Raw genomic sequence first — 17,169 nt, 5'->3', positions numbered from 1 at the left:
AACGGTGAGAAAGGTAGGTAATCGTGACAGACGTCGAACGCGGCTTTCCCGACGACGAAGCCCCCGAAGGCGACGCCGCGGAGCAACTGCAGCCCGTCGACTTCGAGGACGAGGCCGGCTTGGACACCGAGTATCTGACGGTTGCCGATCGCGAGGCGAACGAGGCCGACGTGATCGAACAGGCCTACGTCGTCCCCACCGACGACGAATGGGACGACGAACGCTGAGCCGCCCACGCACGGCCGCCGCGGCGGCTGGCACGATCAACGAGTGACCGCGGATCTTCATGTGCACCGCTACGGGCCCCCGGGTCCGGTGCGGGTACTGGCCTTGCACGGGTTGACCGGTCACGGGCAGCGCTGGCAGCAGCTGGCCGGCCTGCTGCCCGAAATCACCTTCGCCGCGCCGGATCTGATCGGCCACGGCAGGTCGTCGTGGGCGGCGCCGTGGAGCATCGACGCCAACGTGGCGGCGATGGCCGCGCTGCTCGACGACGAGGCCGAGGCACCGGTGCTGGTGGTCGGGCACTCCTTCGGCGCCGCCCTTGCCATGCAGCTGGCCGCGACCCGACCCGACCGGGTGGCGGCGCTTCTGCTGCTCGACCCGGCGGTCGGATTGGACGGCGGGTGGATGCGCGAGATCGCCGACGCGATGCTGGCCTCGCCCGACTACCCCGACGCCGAGGAAGCGCGCCTGGAAAAGGTGCACGGCTCCTGGTCGGACGTCGACCCCGCGTTGCTCGACGCCGAGATCGACGAGCACCTGATCGAGCTGCCGGGCGGCCGGTACGGCTGGCGCGTCAGCCTGCCGGCGATGATGTCGTACTGGAGCGAGCTGGCCCGCGACATCGTGTTCCCGCCGGCGGGGACGGCGACGACCCTGGTGCGGGCCAAGCGCACCTCCCCGCCGTACGTGAGCGACCAATTGATCACCGGGCTGCAGGAGCGGTTGGGATCGGGCTTTCGGTTGCTGGATGTCGACTGCAACCACATGGTGCCCTACGCCGCCCCCGCGGAGGTGGCCGCGCTGACGCGCGAGCTGCTGGGGGTCGGCTGACCGTGGCGCCGGTCACCGACGAGCAGGTCGAGCGGGTGCGCGCGCTGGTCGCGGCCATCCCGCCGGGCAGGGTCGCCACCTACGGCGACATCGCCGCCGCCGCAGGGCTTTCCAGCCCGCGCATCGTCGGTTGGATCATGCGGACCGACTCCTCGGACCTGCCGTGGCACCGCGTGATCACCGCCTCGGGGCGCCCGGCGCGCCATCTGACCACCCGTCAGCTGGCGCTGCTGCGCGCCGAGGGCGTCCTGGCCACCGACGGCAGGATCGCGCTGGGCGAGGTCCGTTACGACTTCCGGCGCTAGAGCACCAGCCGGACCAGCGCCGCGGTGCGGGCCAGCCCGGGGAAGGCCTCGGCCGTCGACCGTGGGTGCAGCGCATGGACCGCCAGGCGGAACATCAAGGCGCGCAACAACATCTGCGGCCACTCCGGCAGCGCGTTCCAGCGTTCGATGAGTCCGTCGTCGGCCTCGCCCCAGGACAGGGCGTCAACGACGACGACGCCGGCCGCCCACGACGCGGGCCGCCAGTAGGGGGTGATGTCGGTGATCCCCGGGGCGGCCGTGCCGATGAAAAGCACTGTCCCGTAGAGGTCCCCGTGCACCAGCTGGTTCGGGCTCTTGGTCGGACGGCGCAGCGTGGCCAGCTGGTTGATCAGCTCCACCGACCGCTGCGCGTCCGCCGTCGGCGGGGCGGTCCGGGCGCCCGGGGGCACCGAGGCCAACGGCCGTTCCTCCCAGGCGGCGCGGTCGGCGGCGATGAAGATGTCGACGTCACCCCACGGCGCGGTGGGGCCCTGGGTCAGAAACCGGGGACGCTCGAGTTTGCCGGTCGCCTCGTGCAGGCGGACCGCCGCCGAGACCACCTCGTCATGCCTGGGTTCGGGCGTGCCGGCGACGAAGGTGTCCGCCCGCCATCCGGAAACCACGTAGCGCCCGTCGGTCGAGCGGACCGGACGGGCCAGCCGAACGCCGTCGACGAACAACGTCTCCCGCACCCGGGCCGACCAAGCCGCCCGGGCGTGGTCGGCCACCAGCGACAGGACGACTTCGCCGCAGCGCCAGCCGCCTTCCCAGCTAGCCCCCAGATAGACGGGCTGCACGCCGGTCAAACCGAACGCCGCCAGCACATGCTCCGGCGGTGGCTCGACTGTCACACCGGAAGCTTAGACGAGGCCAGCTGCGGCGATCGCGAGCGCGGCGAAGCCGGGCGCGGCGGGTCGCCGCGGATATGCTGCGGCGATCGCGAGCGCGGCGAAGCCGGGCGCGGCGGGTCGGCTCAGTACATCACCATGTCGGGCTGCATCTGCTGCGCCCACGCCACAATGCCGCCCTGCAGGTGCACCGCATCGGAGAACCCGGCCTTGTGCACCGCTGCCAGCGCCTCGGCCGAGCGCACCCCCGTCTTGCAGTACAGCACCGGCATGCGATCCTGCGGCAGCTTTGCCAGACCCTCACCGGAGTTGATCGACGACTGCGGAATCAGCTGGGCCCCGTCGATGTGCACGATGTCCCACTCCGCGGGCTCGCGGACGTCGATCAACGCCAGCTTCTTGCCCGAGTCCAGCAACTCGCGCAGCTCGCGCGGGGTGATGGTCGAGCCGGTGACGACCGGAGCGGCGTCGTCCGTCGTTGCACCGCAATACTGCTCGTAGTCGATCAGCCCGGTGATCTTCGGCGAGGCCGGGTCCTTGCGGATCGTGATGGTGCGGTAGGACATTTCCAGCGCGTCGTAGATCATCAACCGGCCCAGCAGCGACTCGCCGATCCCGGTGATGAGTTTGATCGCCTCGGTGCCCATCACCGACGCGATCGAGGCGCAGACGATGCCCAGCACCCCGCCCTCAGCGCATGACGGCACGGTGCCGGGCGGCGGCGGCTCGGGGTAGAGGTCGCGATAGTTGAGGCCGCGCCCGCACGGCGCGTCCTCCCAGAACACCGAGACCTGCCCCTCGAACCGGTAGATCGACCCCCACACGTACGGCTTGGCGGCCAGCACGGCGGCGTCGTTGACCAGATACCGGGTGGCGAAGTTGTCCGTGCCGTCCACGATCAGGTCGTACTGCGCGAACAGCTCGACGGCGTTGCGCGAATCCAGCCGGAACTCGTGCAGGCGCACCTCGACCAACGGGTTGATCGCGGCGATCGACTCGCGCGCCGACCGGGCCTTGGACCGCCCGACGTCGGCCACGCCGTGGATGATCTGGCGCTGCAGGTTGGACTCGTCCACGACGTCGAAATCGACGATGCCGATCGTCCCGACGCCGGCCGCGGCCAGGTACAGCAGCGTCGGCGCGCCGAGCCCGCCCGCGCCGATCACCAGCACGCGCGCGTTCTTGAGCCGCTTCTGCCCGTCGACGCCCAGGCCCGGAATGATCAGATGACGGCTGTAGCGGGCCACCTCATCGCGGGTCAGCTGGTCCGCCGGCTCCACCAGGGGCGGCAGCGATGTCTGGGATGTCGACACGCCCGAACATCTCCTCGATCTCGATTTGCGGTCCGTCTACACCCACTACAGCAGCCGCCGCGGTGCACGGCAATCGAGCCAGGTCAGGCGATCGGGAATGGCCAGGGATTGAAGCGGCAGGTCTTCCCGTCGGCCTTGACGAAGTCCGGATCGAACTGGGCGGCGTCGTTATTCGACGTGGAGAACGTCTGTTGCATCATCACCGGCGCCAGGGCGCCCTGCTGTTCACACGGCTCGTGGCGCACGTACCCGATGGCGTGGCCGACCTCGTGGTTGATCACGTACTGCCGGTAGGAACCGATGTCCCCCTCGAACGGGACGGCCCCGCGTACCCAGCGCGCCTCGTTGATGAAGACCCGCGACTGCCGATCCCTGCCGAATGACGGGTTGTAGCAGGAGGTCTCGAGCCGGAATTCGTAGCCACAACCCTCGCGGACCGTCACCGGAGACACCAGTGAGATCCGGAAGTCGGGCTTTCCGTCGTCGATCCGGATGAACGCGAATTGCGGATTGTGGGTCCAGCCCTTGGGATTGGCCAGCGTCTGGTCGACCATCTGGGCAAAAGCGTTGTCGCCGCCGAACATCGTGGGGTCGATGCCGTCCTCCACCTCCACGGTGTACCGGAACACCTTGACGGTGCCCTGGCCGATCTGCGGCGTCGTGCCGGGCACCACGTGCCAGGTCTTGTCGCCCGCCTCGGTGAACGGGCCGCCGTCCGGCAGCGTCCCGGCGGGCAGGTTGGCGTCGAACGCGGCGAGCCCGCGAGGTGGCGCGTCGATGATCGACGTGCCCACCTCGCCGATCGCCTGCGGACTCTGGATGGGCTGGTTCGCCATGGGCTTCGTCGCCGCGGTGCCGGTCACCGTCTGGTAGATGACCACCGCCGTGACCGCCGCAAGCACGGGCAGCGCGTAAGCGCGCCAGCCGTAGGTGGATACGAAGCGCCCCAGCCAGGTCTGTTTGCGCCACCGGCGCGGCCGCTCCCGGTCGGCCCGGGTCCGTCCGCCGTCGCGGGCGATCGGGTCACGCAGGGCCCGAAGCGGTTCCCGCCACTCGTCGCGCAGCACCGGAACCCGACCGGTGCCGCGCGAAGGGCGCTGGGACGTCATTTCCCCAGGATTACACAGCCACCCGGCGCGACCGTCCTTGGCGCGCCCGAATGCGCCGCCCGGCACCGCTTTCTGCCAGCGCCGACGGCGGCGACGACACCGACGCGAACCGCACGGGTAGTAATGTCTGTCGCAACGAGCCGCGCGCGGCCGGCCGATGTGCCGGCGGCCGGTTGCCGACCCGTCAGATGAGGACCCGATGAGCGAACTCGCCAAACCCGCGGCGCGGCGGGCCGTCAGGTCCGCCGAGCGTGGTCGGCCCGGGGACGGCGTTGCGGCTTCCAACCGGCGCGGCAACCGGTTGCCCCGAGACGAACGCCGCGGGCAGCTGCTCGTCGTGGCCAGCGACGTCTTCGTCGATCGCGGCTACCACGCCGCCGGCATGGACGAGATCGCCGACCGAGCGGGCGTGAGCAAACCGGTTCTGTATCAACATTTTTCGAGCAAGCTCGAGCTCTACCTGGCGGTGCTCGCCCGGCACGTCGAGAACCTGGTCTCGGGCGTACAGCAGGCGTTGAACACCACCACCGACAACCGCCGGCGGTTGCACGCGGCGGTCCAGGCGTTCTTCGACTTCATCGAGCACGACAGCCAGGGTTACCGGCTGATCTTCGAGAACGACTACGTCACCGAACCCGAGGTGGCCGCGCAAGTGCGCGTGGCGACCGAATCGTGCATCGACGCGGTGTTCGCTCTGATCAGCGCGGATTCGGGCCTCGACCCGCACCGCGCCCGGATGATCGCGGTGGGACTGGTCGGCATCAGCGTCGACTGCGCCCGGTACTGGCTCGACTCCGACCGCCCGATCTCCAAGGCGGACGCCGTCGAGGGCACCGTCCAGTTCGCCTGGGGCGGGCTGTCACACGTGCCGCTTACTCGCCTTTAGCGCCCTTGCCGGTGAGTTTGGCCACTTCGGCGCCGATGCCGAAGCCCACGCGGCGCGCGTCGGCGGGGCCGATCTCGACGTAGGCGATCTTGCTGGTGTGCACGAGGAAGCGGCGGCCCCGCTCGTCGTTCAGCCTCAGCAGGCCCGGTCCCTCGCTCAGCGCGGCGCTGACGAGCTCTTCGACTTCGGCCGGCGTCTGCGCGCTGGAGAGCACCAGCTCGCGCGGACTGTCCGTAATACCGATCTTGACCTCCACGGTCACCCCTTCCGTTGGTGTCGAAGTCGACAGACCTGTCAGCTGCAGGCTAGTGGACGCGGCGGGCCCGCTGCCCCGACGGCCCCCGCCGCGCGGTTCGCGGTGAGCGAAACGACGGTCGCGAGCAGGTAACGATTGGCTTGCAGAAGGTCTCACACCCGGGTCCGCGACCCGATCCGTGTTTTCACATCGCTAACTTCGGCACCATGGGTACCACACTGGCCGATCTCGACGAGGTGCGGGACTACCCCGACGACGAGACCGATGAGCTTTACCGAGCCGACGCCCACCCCGAGGGCGACTACACCTGGACCGGCTGGCCTGCCGAGCTTCGCTGGCGCCCGGCCACGGCGATCCTGGGCGCCGTGGTGGCCATCGGCGCGATCGCGACCGCCGTCATCATCAACAGTGGCGACAGCGCCACCACCAAGGCCACAATCGCGCCGGCCCCGCAGCCGGTGACGTCCGCGCCGGCGACGACGAAGAGCTCCGCCGCGCCCACCGCGCAGCTCAGCCCGTCGCGCACGGCCCAGTTGCCGCCCGAAACGGTCACCACGCTGACCCCGCCCAGCGCTTCAGCGAGCCTGGCCCCGACGGGAACGCCCACCGCGGCCCCGCCCCTGACGCTGACGCCCCCGCCGTCGGCCGCGCTCAACCCGCGCACCGTCGTCTACAGCGTGACCGGCAGCAAGCAGCTGCTGGATCTGGTGAACATCGTCTACACCGACGGGCAGGGCTACTCCCAGACCGAGTTCAACGTGTCGCTGCCGTGGACCAAGGCGGTGATCCTGAATCCCGGCGTGCAGAACCCGTCGGTGGTCGCGACCAGCTTCTACGGCCGGCTCAACTGCTCGATCGTCAACGCCGCCGGTCAACTGGTGGCCGCGTCGACCACCAACTCGAGCCTGGCGACCTGCACGCGCTGACGGTCAGCTCAGACCCAGTTCGCGCATCCGCCGGTCGTGCGTGTGCTGCAGCCGGTCGAAGAACGCGCTGAGCTGGCCCAGGCTGCCGGCGCCCGACACCAGCAGGTCGACCAGCTCGTCGTGGTCGGCCAGCAGGTACTGGGCCTGCGTGATCGCCTCGCCGAACAGGCGACGCGACCACAGCGCCAGTCGGCTGCGCTGCTTGCCGCTGGCGGTCACGGCGGCGCGCACCTCGGCGACGACGAACTGCGAGTGCCCGGTCTCCGACAGCGCCGCCCGCACCACGCCGGCGATCTCGTCGGGCAGCCCGTCGGCGATCTCCAGGTACAGGTCGGCGGCCAGCGCGTCGCCGACATAGGTCTTCACCAACGCCTCCAGCCAGGTACTGGGCATCGTCAGCCGGTGGTAGTTCTCCAGCGCCGAGACGTACTTCGACATCGCCGACACCACGTCGACGCCACGGCTTTCCAGGGCGTCGCGCAGCAGCTCGTAGTGCTGCATCTCGGCGGCGGCCATGCTGGCCATCGAGATCCGTCCGCGCAGGTCGGGAGCCATCCGGGCCTCGTCGGTGAGCCGGTAGAACGCGGCGATCTCGCCGTACGCCAAGACCGCGAACAACTCGTTGACGCCGGGGTGATCGGCGGGCAGGCGAGAGGCGGGCGAATCGTCCCCCTGGTCGGCTTCCAGGTCGGCTTCGGACGGCTGCCAAGAGGGCCGGGTCATGGCAACACTGTAGTCGGCGGACCCCGCGCCAACGGGGGCCCAGCGGTCGACCGGCTATCATGTATGTAGATAGCGGCTGTATTTCTTCACCAAAGCCGCTATCGGCGAAATGTGCGTGCACAGCTGGCCCGCCCAGAGCAGGGCCCGCGACTCGGCGACGTATTCGGAGTCGGAACTCGTGCGCGCGTGACCGCGACAGAGAAACACCGACACAACCCGATACGTCACCGAAAGGCTTCCTACTCACGCATGAGCACACTGACCAGCACAACTGAATTGACCTTTGCCAATCTCGGCGTTCGCGACGAAATCGTGCGCGCCCTCGCGGAAAAGGGCATCGAGCGGCCCTTCGCGATTCAAGAACTGACCCTGCCGCTGGCGCTCGCCGGCGACGACCTGATCGGCCAGGCCCGCACCGGCATGGGCAAGACGTTCGGCTTCGGCGTACCGCTGCTGCAACGCATCACCGCCCAGGCCGCGGCGCGCCCGCTCAACGGGACGCCACGCGCCTTGATCGTGGTGCCGACGCGCGAGCTGTGCGTGCAGGTCACCGAGGACCTGGCCACCGCGGCCAAGTACCTGACCGCCGAGGACGGCCGACGGCTGTCGGTGATCTCCATCTACGGCGGGCGCGCCTACGAGCCCCAGATCGACGCGCTGCGCGCCGGCGCCGACGTCGTGGTGGGGACCCCCGGCCGACTGCTCGACCTGGCCCAGCAGGGCCACCTGCAACTCGGTGGGCTCTCGGTGCTGGTGCTCGACGAAGCCGACGAGATGCTCGACCTGGGCTTCCTGCCCGACATCGAGCGCATCCTGCGCCAGATCCCCTCCGACCGGCAGTCGATGCTGTTCTCGGCGACCATGCCGGGGCCCATCATCACGCTGGCCCGCACGTTCATGAACCAGCCCACCCACATCCGGGCGGAGGCACCGCATTCCTCGGCGGTGCACGACAAGACCGAGCAGTTCGTCTACCGCGCCCACGCCCTGGACAAGGTCGAACTGGTCAGCCGCGTGCTGCAGGCCGAAAGCCGCGGCGCGACGATGATCTTCACCCGCACCAAGCGCACCGCGCAGAAGGTCGCCGACGAGCTCGCCGAGCGGGGTTTCAAGGTCGGCGCCGTGCACGGCGACCTCAACCAGGCCGCCCGCGAGAAGGCGCTCAGCGCCTTCCGGTCCGGGGACATCGACGTGCTGGTCGCCACCGACGTGGCCGCCCGCGGCATCGACATCGACGACGTCACCCACGTCATCAACTACCAGATCCCCGAGGACGAACAGGCCTACGTGCACCGCATCGGCCGCACGGGCCGCGCCGGCAAGACCGGCGTCGCGGTCACCCTGGTGGACTGGGACGAGCTGCCCCGCTGGTCGATGATCGACAAGGCCCTGGGCCTGAACTGCCCCGAACCCGCCGAGACCTACTCGAGCTCGCCGCACCTCTACGAAGAGTTGGGCATCCCCGCCGAGACGAGCGGCACGGTCGGCGCGCCGAAGAGGCCGCAGGGCCAACGCCGCAGCGCCGAGCGTGACCCCCAGACGACGGAACGGCCCGGGCGTGCCCGCTCCGGCGCACCGCGGCGCCGCACCCGCGGCGGCCAACCGGTCAGCAGCCACCCCGGCGGGACCGCGGCCGGCGCCACCAACGGTGAACCCGCCGCGGAGGCGCCCGGCAACACCGGGACCGGCCGGCGCCGCCGTCGGCGTCGCAAGCCCGCCGAAGCCGGTACACACGCCAACTGAGCCACGCGCCCACGGATGGTCAGACCCGAACGCCGCACCAAGGGCGACGTCTTGGCCGCCGCGGCGATCGCGGTCGTGGTTGCCGCCGTCGCCTCGCTGATCTGGTGGACCAGCGACGCCCGGGCCACCATCAGCCGGCCCGCCGCCGTCGCGGCGCCCAACCCCAACCCCGCCCGGCAGGTACCGGCCACCCTGCATGAGCTGTGGACGGCGGCCAGTCCGGCCACCACCGCGCCCGTGGCGGTCGGCGGGACGGTGGTCACCGGCGACGGCCGCCGGGTGGAGGGGCGCGACCCCCGCTCGGGTCAGTCCCGCTGGAGCTACCAGCGTGGCAGCGATCTCTGCGGCGTCTCCTGGATCTACCACTACGCCGTCGCCGTCTACCGCGACGACCGCGGATGCGGGCAGGTGAGCACACTCGACGGTTCCACGGGTCGGCGCGGGCCGGCCCGCAGCGGCTACGCCGACCCGCGCGTGCGGTTGTCCACCGACGGCACGACGGTACTGTCGGCCGGCGACACCCGGCTGGAACTGTGGCGCTCCGACATGGTCCGGATGGTGGCCTACGGCGAGACCGACGCGCGGGTGAAGCCCTCGGCGCGCGGGCTGCACTCGGGTTGCAAGCTGGTCTCGGCGGCGGCCAGCTCGGCGGCCGTGTCGGTGCTGGAAAGCTGCGTGAACCCGGCCGACCTGCGGCTGGTGCTGCTGCGGCCCGGTAAGGACGACGACGAACCGCAGCAACGCATCGTCGCCGAACCCGGGATCACCGCGGACTCGGGCGCCCGGGTGCTGGCCGTCTGGGAGCGCAACACCGCGGTGTACCTGCCGTCGCCGCAGCCCCGGGTGGACGTGGTCGACGAGACCGGCACCACGGTGTCGAGCACCCTGCTGTCCAAGGCGCCGTCGGGTCCGGGCGCGGTCTCGCATGCCGGCAGCCTGGTCACCTGGTGGACCGGCGATTCGTTGATGGTCTTCGAGACGGGCAACCTGTCGCTGCGCTACACGATCGCCGCGGGCGACACGATGGCGCCGCTGGGGCCGGGCGCGATGATGGCGGGCCGGCTACTGGTGCCGGTCACCGGCGCGATCGGCGTGTACGACCCGGTCAGCGGCGCCAACGAGCGCTACATCCCGGTGAACCGGGCGCCGGGCCCGCCCGGCCGCGCGGTGGTGCCGGCGGTCGCGGGATCCCAGGTCTTCGAGCAGCGCGGCGACACCGTGGTGGCCCTGGGCTGATATCGCGTGTGCGCCCGGGGCGGCGACACGCCGACCAACCGCACCGCCACGGCACACTCGATGCCGGGACCGGGCAGCCTAGACCTCGACGGCGAACGTCGGCAGCGGCTTGCCGGTCTTCCAGTGCTTGAGCAACGCCTTCGCCAGGTCGGCGTAGGCCGACGCGCCCTTGTTCTTGCGCCCCGACATCACCGACGAACCCGAGGCGCTGGCCTCGGCGAAACGCACGGTGCGCGGGATCGGCGGGGCCAGCACCGGCATGTTGTAGCGGTCGGCGACGTCCAGCAACACGTCGCGCGTGTGGGTGGTCCGCGAGTCGTACAGCGTCGGCAACGCACCCAGCAGCCGCAGACCCGGGTTGGTGATCTGCTGGACGTCGGCGACCGTGCGCAGGAACTGGCCGACGCCGCGGTGCGCGAGCGTCTCGCACTGCAGCGGCACGATCACCTCGTCGGCGGCGGTCAGCCCGTTGAGGGTGAGCACGCCCAGCGACGGTGGGCAGTCGATGATGACCACGTCGAAGTCGTCGGACAGCTTGGCCAGCGCACGCTTGAGCGCGTATTCGCGGCCGGCACGCATCAGCAGCATCGCCTCGGCCCCCGCCAGGTCGATGTTGGCCGGCAGCAGCGTCATCCCCTCCATCGTGGTGACCAGCGCGGCGTTGGGCTCGACCTCGCCGAGCAGCACCTCGTGCACGGACACCGGGAGTTTGTCGGGATCCTGGCCGAGCGAGAAGGTCAGGCAGCCCTGCGGGTCCAGGTCGACCAGCAGCACCCGCTTACCCTCGTCGGCCATCGCCGCGCCCAGCGAGGCAACCGTCGTCGTCTTGGCGACGCCGCCCTTCTGGTTGGCCACCGCCAACACCCGGGTCTTAGCAGCCATAGGCGCGGCTCTCCCCTCTGCCTCGTCGCCAACCGGTCAACAGTGCCCATCCTGGCACGTTCGCCCGGCCCGCGCTGCGGGCAGTGACTCCAGCGGACGCTGGCGTGTCCGTCCGGCAGAATCGGTCGACATGGGCTTGCACAACCACCGACTGGTCCTACTCCGCCACGGCGAGACCGAGTGGTCGAAATCCGGCCAGCACACGGGTCGGACCGACCTCGAGCTCACCGACACCGGCCGCGTCCAGGCCGAACTCGCCGGCCGCGTGCTGCGCGAGCTGAACCTCGCCGACCCGTTCGTCGTCAGCAGCCCGCGCATACGCGCCCTGACCACCGCCAAGCTCGCCGGGCTGGCCGTGGACGAGGTCTCTCCCCTGCTCGCCGAGTGGGATTACGGCTCCTACGAGGGTTTGACGACCCCCCAGATCCACGAAGCGGTGCCCGATTGGCTGGTCTGGACGCACGGCTGCCCCGGTGGCGAGAGCGTGGCGCAGGTCAGCGACCGTGCCGACCGCGCCGTCGCCTTCGCGCTGGAGCAGATGAGTTCGCGCGACGTGGTTTTCGTGGGGCACAGCCACTTCTCCCGCTCGATCATCACGCGCTGGGTGGAGCTGCCGCTCGTCGAGGGCAGCCGCTTCTGGATGCTGGCCGGCTCCATCGCCGTGTGCGGTTTCGAGCACGGGGTGCGGCAGCTCGCCGCGCTCGGATTGACCAGCCAGCCGCAGGCGATCAAACCCGGGTGAATACCGAACCGGTGTTCGCGTTGTGCGGACCGAACCAGACTCTCGTTGCCGAGGGGGTGCGGCAGCGTTACCGCGAAGTGGCCGCCGCGCAGGACGCGCTGCGTTCCGGTTCGGTCCCAATAGTATTGGGCGCGTTGCCTTTTGATGTCGAACAACCCACTGCGCTGCTGACCCCCGACGGGGTGCGCCGCACCGACGCGCCACCGGACTGGCCGACCGGCCCGCTGCCGCCGGTGCGCGTCGCCGCCGCCGACCCTCCGCCGGCCGAGTATCGCGCCCGCATCAGCCGGGCCCTCGATCAGCTCACCGCGCCCGACAGCCTGATCACCAAGGTGGTGCTGTCCCGCGCGCTGCGGCTGGTCGCCGACGCCCCCCTGGACGCACGCGTCATCCTGCGCCGCCTGATTGCCGCCGACCCGGCCGCATACGGCTACCTCGCCGACCTGACCGGCGCCGGCGACGACTACGCCGGCGTCGCGCTGGTGGGTGCCAGCCCGGAGCTGCTGGTGGCGCGCTCCGGGGACCGGGTCACGTGCCGGCCGTTCGCCGGCTCGGCACCCCGGGCCGGCGACCCCGAGACCGACGCCGCCAACGGCGCGGCGCTGGCCGGCTCGGCCAAGGACCGGCACGAGCATCAGCTGGTCATCGAGACCATCCGGGCGGCCCTGGAGCCGCTGTGCGACGAGTTGACGATCGCCGCCGAGCCCGAGCTGAGCCGCACCGCCGCCGTATGGCATCTGTGCACACCGATCAGCGGGCGGCTCCGCGACATGTCAACGACCGCAATCGATTTGGCGCTGGCCCTGCACCCCACCCCGGCCGTCGGCGGGGTGCCGACCAAGGCCGCGGTCGAGCTCATCGCCGAGTTGGAAGGCGACCGCGGTTTCTACGCCGGGGCCGTGGGCTGGTGCGACGCGCGCGGTGACGGCCGCTGGGTGGTCTCCATCCGCTGCGCGCAACTGTCCGCGGACCGCCGCACCGCGCTCGCCCGCTCGGGTGGCGGCATCGTCGCCGAATCCGATCCCGACGCCGAAGTCGCCGAAACCACAACGAAATTCGCCACCATCCTCAACGCATTGGACGTCGAGCATTGACCATCCGCCGCGCGACTCCGAAGACGCCGGCGCGATCACCGAAATGATCCACGCACTGGCCGAATTCGAAAAGGCCGCCGACCACTGCACGGTCACCGAAAACCAAATCGCGGCGGCGCTTTTCGGTGACGCGCCGACGGTATTAGGGCATGTCGCTGAAGTCGACGGCCAGATCGCCGCGATGGCGTTGTGGTTTCTCAACTTCTCCACGTGGGACGGCGTGGCGGGCATCTACCTCGAAGACCTGTTCGTGCGGCCGCGGTTCCGCCGCCGTGGCCTGGCCCGCGCGCTGCTGGCGGCGCTGGCGGCCGAATGCCTCGACAAGGGCTACACGCGGTTGTCTTGGGCCGTGCTGAACTGGAACGCCGATGCCATCACGCTGTACGACGCCGTCGGCGGCGAACCGCAGCGCGAGTGGACCACCTATCGGGTGTCCGGTCCGCGATTGGCCGAGCTGGCGGAGTCGCGCTGATCGCCGCCGGCGGGCGCACGCCACGCGGGCTGAAGAGCAGCCCCAATACCGCCAGCGCCACCACGCCCGCGGGAATCCCGAACCCCGGCCGGTGCGAATCCACCGTCAGGTACCACGCCACCGGCAGGAGCAGCAGCTGGGTGATCACGGCCGGCCCGCGGCCCCAGCGCTTGCCGAGGATCAGCGCGCGCCCGGCGGCCAGCACCACCGCCCCGGCCAAGAGGAAGAACACCGCGGTGCCGAGCCCGTTGACCACGTGCTGGTCGGCGCCCGCGACGCCGCGCACCACCAGCACCGCCGCGATGACCAGTGCGGCCGCCCCTTGCACCACCACGAGGAGTCCGGCACCGCGCACTGCGGACGGGACGGCCGCTGGGTTGCGGCGGAAACCTGTCACCCGCGTCAGCGTAGTCACCCGGCCGCCGGGGAGTTCCCCACAGCGCGGCCTTAGGCCGCCCGCATAAGCTCGTGCTTCATGCGCGCCGTGCTGATCGTGAACCCCACAGCCACGTCCACCACCCCGGCCGGTCGCGACCTGCTGGCGCACGCGCTCAAGAGCCGGCTGCAGCTCACCGTCGAACACACCAATCACCGCGGTCACGGCACGGAACTCGCGGAGAAGGCGGTCGCGGACGGCGTCGATTTGGTCGTCGTGCACGGCGGCGACGGCACGGTGAGCGGTGTGGTCAATGGCCTGCTCGGCCGTCCCGGCGCCGCATCGGGGCCCGTCGGCCCGGTCCCTGCGGTCGCGGTGGTTCCCGGCGGTTCGGCGAACGTGCTGGCGCGGTCGCTGGGCATCTCGCGGGACCCGGTGGCCGCCACCAACCAGCTCATCCAGTTGCTCGACGACTACCACCGCCACCACACCTGGCGGCGCATCGGCCTGATCGACTGCGGTGAGCGGTGGGCGGTGTTCAACACCGGGATGGGTGTCGACGCGGAGGTGGTCGCCGCGGTCGAGGCCGAACGGGACAAGGGCGGGAAGGTGACGGCCTGGCGCTACATTCGCGCCGCGGTGCCCGCCGTCTGGGGCTACACGCGCCGCGAACCGATGCTCACCCTCGAACTGCCGGGCCGCGAACCCATCACCGGGGTGAGCTTCGCGTTCGTGTCCAATTCCAGCCCCTGGACGTTCGCCAATGACCGGCCGGTATGGACCAATCCCGGCTGCACCTTCGAGTCGGGGCTGGGCGTGTTCGCGCCCACCACCATGAAAACGATTCCCACGCTGCGCATCGTGCGGCAGATGTTCGCCAAGCGGCCGAAGTTCGAGTTCGACCACCTCATCACCGCGGACGATGTGCCCTGTGTGCGCGTCACCTCGACCGGGGGCCCGGTCGCCTGCCAGTTCGACGGGGATTACCTCGGAGTGCGCGAAACCATGACGTACCGGGCGGTACCGGACGCGCTTGCCGTGGTCGCACCGCCTCGAAAAAATCCGCTCTGACCTGCGCGAACGAAGCGCCCACGAGCCGGGCGGCGAAATTTTTCCGCGAGAGTGGCCCGTCAGTGTAGTACAACGGAGTAAGGGCTCGGCTACCGAATGATCAAAGTGAGATAGCCCACGAGCTAACTCGGTCCTATTGACTTCTGTTGAGCCTGTGAAACGATCGAAAGGTTGCATGCAGAAATTTGGATAGGGGTACGGACCCTTTTCTTGTGCACGCGTTAACAGCCGAAGAAAATTGGCCGTGCGCCCTGCTGCGCACTCAGTGAGGAGTAAGAACGTATGGATTGGCGCCACAAGGCGGTCTGTCGTGACGAGGACCCGGAGCTGTTCTTCCCGGTAGGGAACAGCGGCCCGGCGCTCGCGCAGATCGCTGACGCGAAACTGGTCTGCAATCGGTGCCCGGTGACCACGGATTGCCTGTCCTGGGCCCTGAATACCGGCCAGGACTCGGGCGTCTGGGGCGGCATGAGCGAAGACGAGCGGCGCGCCCTCAAGCGTCGCAATGCCCGGACGAAGGCCCGCAGCGGAGTCTGATTCAGTCAGAGCACACAGTGCGGCCCCGACGAAAGTCGGGGCCGCACTGTTGTGTTGGCGTGACGCCTACAACACCAAGCGGGCCCGCCGGCCGATCGGCACCCGCAACACCACATCGGTGCCGCTGGACGGGGCTTGGCGCATGCCCAGCGTGCCGTCGAGCTCGGCCGACACCAGGGTCCGCACGATCTGCAGACCGAGGCTGTCGGACGTCTCCAGGCTGAAGCCCTCGGGCAACCCGCGGCCGTCGTCGTGGACGACGACGTCGAGCCAGCGCGCCGACCGCTCGGCGCGGATGGTCACCGACCCCGCTTCGACCGCCGGGTCGAACGCATGCTCGATCGCGTTCTGAACCAATTCGGTGATCACCATGATCAGCGCGGTCGCCCGGTCGGAGTCCAGCACCCCCAGGTCCCCGACCCGGTTGATCCGGATCGGCCGGTCCACCGACGCCACGTCGTTCATGATCGGCAGGATCCGGTCGATGACCTCGTCGAGGTTCACCTGCTCGTCGACCGACATCGACAGCGCGTCGTGCACCAAAGCGATCGACGAGACCCGGCGCACCGACTCGATCAGGGCTTCGCGCCCCTCGGCGTTGGCCGTCCGTCGGGCCTGCAGGCGTAGCAGCGCCGCCACCGTCTGCAGGTTGTTCTTCACCCGGTGGTGGATTTCGCGAATCGTGGCGTCCTTGGAGATCAGGGCCCGGTCGCGGCGCTTCACCTCGGTGACGTCGCGGATCAGCACCGCCGCCCCGGCGCTGGCGCCGTTGACCACCAGGGGCAGCGTCCGCAGCAGCACCGTGGCGCCGCCGGCGTCGACCTCCATCCGCATGCTCTTGCCCCCGGCGAGCAGGTCGAGCACGTGCTCGGCCAGCTCCTGCGCCTCGAAGGGATCCGAGATCAGCGGCCGCGTCACCTTGACCAGGTTGCGGCCCTCCAGCTCGCTGGTCAGCCCCATCCGATGGTAGGCCGACACCGCGTTGGGGCTGGCGTACGCGACGACGCCGTTGACGTCCAGCCGGATGAAGCCGTCGCCCGCCCGGGGCGTGGAACGGGACATGACGACGTCCCCCACGTCGGGGAAGGTGCCGTCGGCGAGCATGTGGACGAGGTCGCTCGCGCACTCCCGGTAGGCGGTCTCCAGTTGGCCGGACGTGCGGTCGGCCGCGACCGCGGTTTGATGGCGGGTGAGCACGGCCACCACGCGGCCGCCGTACTGCACCGGCGAGGCCTCGACGTGCGGGCCGGGCAGCAACGAATCCTCTTGGCCCGCATCGTAATCCCGCTGGGCGGCGCCGGATTCGAAGGTCTGGGCGACGAGCGCCAGCCGGTCGGCGGCGACCACACTGCCCACCGAATCGGTGAGCAGCACCGTGGGCGCGGTGTTGGGCCGGCACTGCGCCACACACACCAACATGCCGTCGTCGCGGCGAACCCACATCAGGTAGTCGGCGAACGACAGGTCTGCCAGCAGCTGCCACTCCCCCACCACCGCGTGCAGGTGGTCCACCGCGTTGCCCGGCAGCACGGTGTGTTCGGCGAGCAGATCACCGAGAGTCGACATCACTCACTCCCCGGGCATCCCCGGCAAC

At 70.2% G+C, this 17,169-nt stretch carries 18 protein-coding genes and 2 pseudogenes; 12 read left to right on the top strand and 8 right to left on the bottom strand.

The window, feature by feature from the left end:
• Positions 1 to 23: 23 nt before the first annotated feature.
• From G6N37_RS00200 to G6N37_RS00190, 3 genes are read left to right on the top strand one after another with little or no spacing between them, the layout of a single operon-like run.
• Positions 24 to 227, top strand: a complete 204-nt coding sequence (locus G6N37_RS00200) for a hypothetical protein (protein WP_163674267.1) — start codon at positions 24 to 26, stop codon at positions 225 to 227.
• Between the two features lie 43 nt (positions 228 to 270).
• On the top strand, positions 271 to 1,056 hold the full coding sequence (locus G6N37_RS00195; protein WP_163674264.1) for an alpha/beta fold hydrolase: 786 nt from the start codon (positions 271 to 273) through the stop codon (positions 1,054 to 1,056).
• A 2-nt stretch (positions 1,057 to 1,058) separates the two neighbouring features.
• Positions 1,059 to 1,361, top strand: coding sequence for an MGMT family protein (locus G6N37_RS00190; protein WP_163674261.1), 303 nt, complete (start codon positions 1,059 to 1,061; stop codon positions 1,359 to 1,361).
• On the opposite strand, the gene G6N37_RS00185 is transcribed toward G6N37_RS00190, so the two are convergent.
• The 3 genes from G6N37_RS00185 to G6N37_RS00175 form a co-directional block, all read right to left on the bottom strand.
• Entirely contained in the window at positions 1,358 to 2,212 is an 855-nt protein-coding gene (locus G6N37_RS00185; protein ID WP_163674258.1) for a TIGR02569 family protein, read from the bottom strand. The two genes, G6N37_RS00190 and G6N37_RS00185, sit on opposite strands and share 4 nt — an antisense overlap.
• 122 nt (positions 2,213 to 2,334) lie before the next feature.
• Positions 2,335 to 3,522 carry an adenylyltransferase/sulfurtransferase MoeZ gene (gene moeZ / locus G6N37_RS00180; protein ID WP_163674255.1) on the bottom strand — a complete coding sequence of 396 codons (1,188 nt, stop codon included), beginning with the start codon at positions 3,520 to 3,522 and terminating at the stop codon, positions 2,335 to 2,337.
• An 83-nt stretch (positions 3,523 to 3,605) separates the two neighbouring features.
• Positions 3,606 to 4,631, bottom strand: coding sequence for a DUF3152 domain-containing protein (locus G6N37_RS00175; protein ID WP_179961870.1), 1,026 nt, complete (start codon positions 4,629 to 4,631; stop codon positions 3,606 to 3,608).
• A 199-nt stretch (positions 4,632 to 4,830) separates the two neighbouring features.
• On the opposite strand from G6N37_RS00175, the gene G6N37_RS00170 reads away from it, so the two are divergent.
• Positions 4,831 to 5,517, top strand: a complete 687-nt coding sequence (locus G6N37_RS00170) for a TetR/AcrR family transcriptional regulator (protein WP_163674252.1) — start codon at positions 4,831 to 4,833, stop codon at positions 5,515 to 5,517.
• Here G6N37_RS00170 and G6N37_RS00165 read toward each other — a convergent pair.
• On the bottom strand, positions 5,504 to 5,773 hold the full coding sequence (locus G6N37_RS00165; RefSeq protein ID WP_163674249.1) for a DUF3107 domain-containing protein: 270 nt from the start codon (positions 5,771 to 5,773) through the stop codon (positions 5,504 to 5,506). The two genes, G6N37_RS00170 and G6N37_RS00165, sit on opposite strands and share 14 nt — an antisense overlap.
• 206 nt (positions 5,774 to 5,979) lie before the next feature.
• Between G6N37_RS00165 and G6N37_RS00160 the strand changes: the two genes are divergently transcribed.
• Entirely contained in the window at positions 5,980 to 6,699 is a 720-nt protein-coding gene (locus G6N37_RS00160) for an MmpS family transport accessory protein (protein WP_163674246.1), read from the top strand.
• A gap of 3 nt (positions 6,700 to 6,702) precedes the next feature.
• Here G6N37_RS00160 and G6N37_RS00155 read toward each other — a convergent pair whose 3' ends face one another.
• Entirely contained in the window at positions 6,703 to 7,422 is a 720-nt protein-coding gene (locus G6N37_RS00155) for a ferritin-like fold-containing protein (RefSeq protein ID WP_232075196.1), read from the bottom strand.
• A gap of 249 nt (positions 7,423 to 7,671) precedes the next feature.
• Here G6N37_RS00155 and G6N37_RS00150 point away from each other — a divergent pair, with 249 nt between their 5' ends.
• Positions 7,672 to 9,165: a DEAD/DEAH box helicase gene (locus G6N37_RS00150; RefSeq protein WP_163674244.1), complete on the top strand. Its 1,494-nt coding sequence runs from the start codon at positions 7,672 to 7,674 to the stop codon at positions 9,163 to 9,165.
• Positions 9,166 to 9,180: 15 nt separating this feature from the next.
• The gene (locus G6N37_RS00145; protein WP_163674240.1) at positions 9,181 to 10,401 is read left to right on the top strand and encodes an Rv3212 family protein; all 1,221 of its coding nucleotides are present in this window, start codon (positions 9,181 to 9,183) and stop codon (positions 10,399 to 10,401) included.
• 78 nt (positions 10,402 to 10,479) lie between these two features.
• Here the strand turns inward: G6N37_RS00145 and G6N37_RS00140 are convergent, their stop codons facing one another.
• Positions 10,480 to 11,283: a ParA family protein gene (locus tag G6N37_RS00140; RefSeq protein WP_163674237.1), complete on the bottom strand. Its 804-nt coding sequence runs from the start codon at positions 11,281 to 11,283 to the stop codon at positions 10,480 to 10,482.
• Between the two features lie 130 nt (positions 11,284 to 11,413).
• Here G6N37_RS00140 and G6N37_RS00135 point away from each other — a divergent pair, with 130 nt between their 5' ends.
• The 3 genes and pseudogenes from G6N37_RS00135 to G6N37_RS00125 all read left to right on the top strand — a co-directional run bounded on the left by G6N37_RS00135 (position 11,414) and on the right by G6N37_RS00125 (position 13,591).
• On the top strand, positions 11,414 to 12,025 hold the full coding sequence (locus tag G6N37_RS00135) for an acid phosphatase (RefSeq protein WP_163674234.1): 612 nt from the start codon (positions 11,414 to 11,416) through the stop codon (positions 12,023 to 12,025).
• Entirely contained in the window at positions 12,022 to 13,119 is a 1,098-nt protein-coding gene (locus G6N37_RS00130) for an isochorismate synthase (protein ID WP_163674231.1), read from the top strand. The genes G6N37_RS00135 and G6N37_RS00130 overlap by 4 nt, the downstream gene beginning before the upstream one ends.
• A pseudogene (locus G6N37_RS00125) lies at positions 13,116 to 13,591 on the top strand (N-acetyltransferase family protein). Before G6N37_RS00130 ends, G6N37_RS00125 begins: the two are co-directional and overlap by 4 nt.
• Here the strand turns inward: G6N37_RS00125 and G6N37_RS00120 are convergent.
• Positions 13,543 to 13,988, bottom strand: a pseudogene (locus tag G6N37_RS00120) (hypothetical protein). The pseudogenes G6N37_RS00125 and G6N37_RS00120 sit on opposite strands and share 49 nt — an antisense overlap.
• 78 nt (positions 13,989 to 14,066) lie before the next feature.
• On the opposite strand from G6N37_RS00120, the gene G6N37_RS00115 reads away from it, so the two are divergent.
• Both G6N37_RS00115 and whiB1 read left to right on the top strand, forming a co-directional pair.
• Entirely contained in the window at positions 14,067 to 15,038 is a 972-nt protein-coding gene (locus tag G6N37_RS00115) for a diacylglycerol/lipid kinase family protein (protein WP_163674224.1), read from the top strand.
• Positions 15,039 to 15,320: 282 nt separating this feature from the next.
• On the top strand, positions 15,321 to 15,575 hold the full coding sequence (gene whiB1, locus G6N37_RS00110) for a transcriptional regulator WhiB1 (RefSeq protein ID WP_007168139.1): 255 nt from the start codon (positions 15,321 to 15,323) through the stop codon (positions 15,573 to 15,575).
• A 66-nt stretch (positions 15,576 to 15,641) separates the two neighbouring features.
• Here whiB1 and G6N37_RS00105 read toward each other — a convergent pair whose 3' ends face one another.
• Positions 15,642 to 17,141 (bottom strand): sensor histidine kinase, encoded by a 1,500-nt coding sequence (locus G6N37_RS00105; protein WP_163674222.1) that lies wholly within the window; start codon positions 17,139 to 17,141, stop codon positions 15,642 to 15,644.
• Positions 17,142 to 17,169 lie beyond the last annotated feature (28 nt).

The organism is Mycobacterium seoulense (genome assembly GCF_010731595.1).
In the GTDB taxonomy this organism is placed as follows: Bacteria; Actinomycetota; Actinomycetes; order Mycobacteriales; family Mycobacteriaceae; genus Mycobacterium; species Mycobacterium seoulense.
The sequence above is the reverse complement of the archived record's forward strand: the minus strand, read 5'-3'. Positions and strand labels throughout refer to the sequence as shown.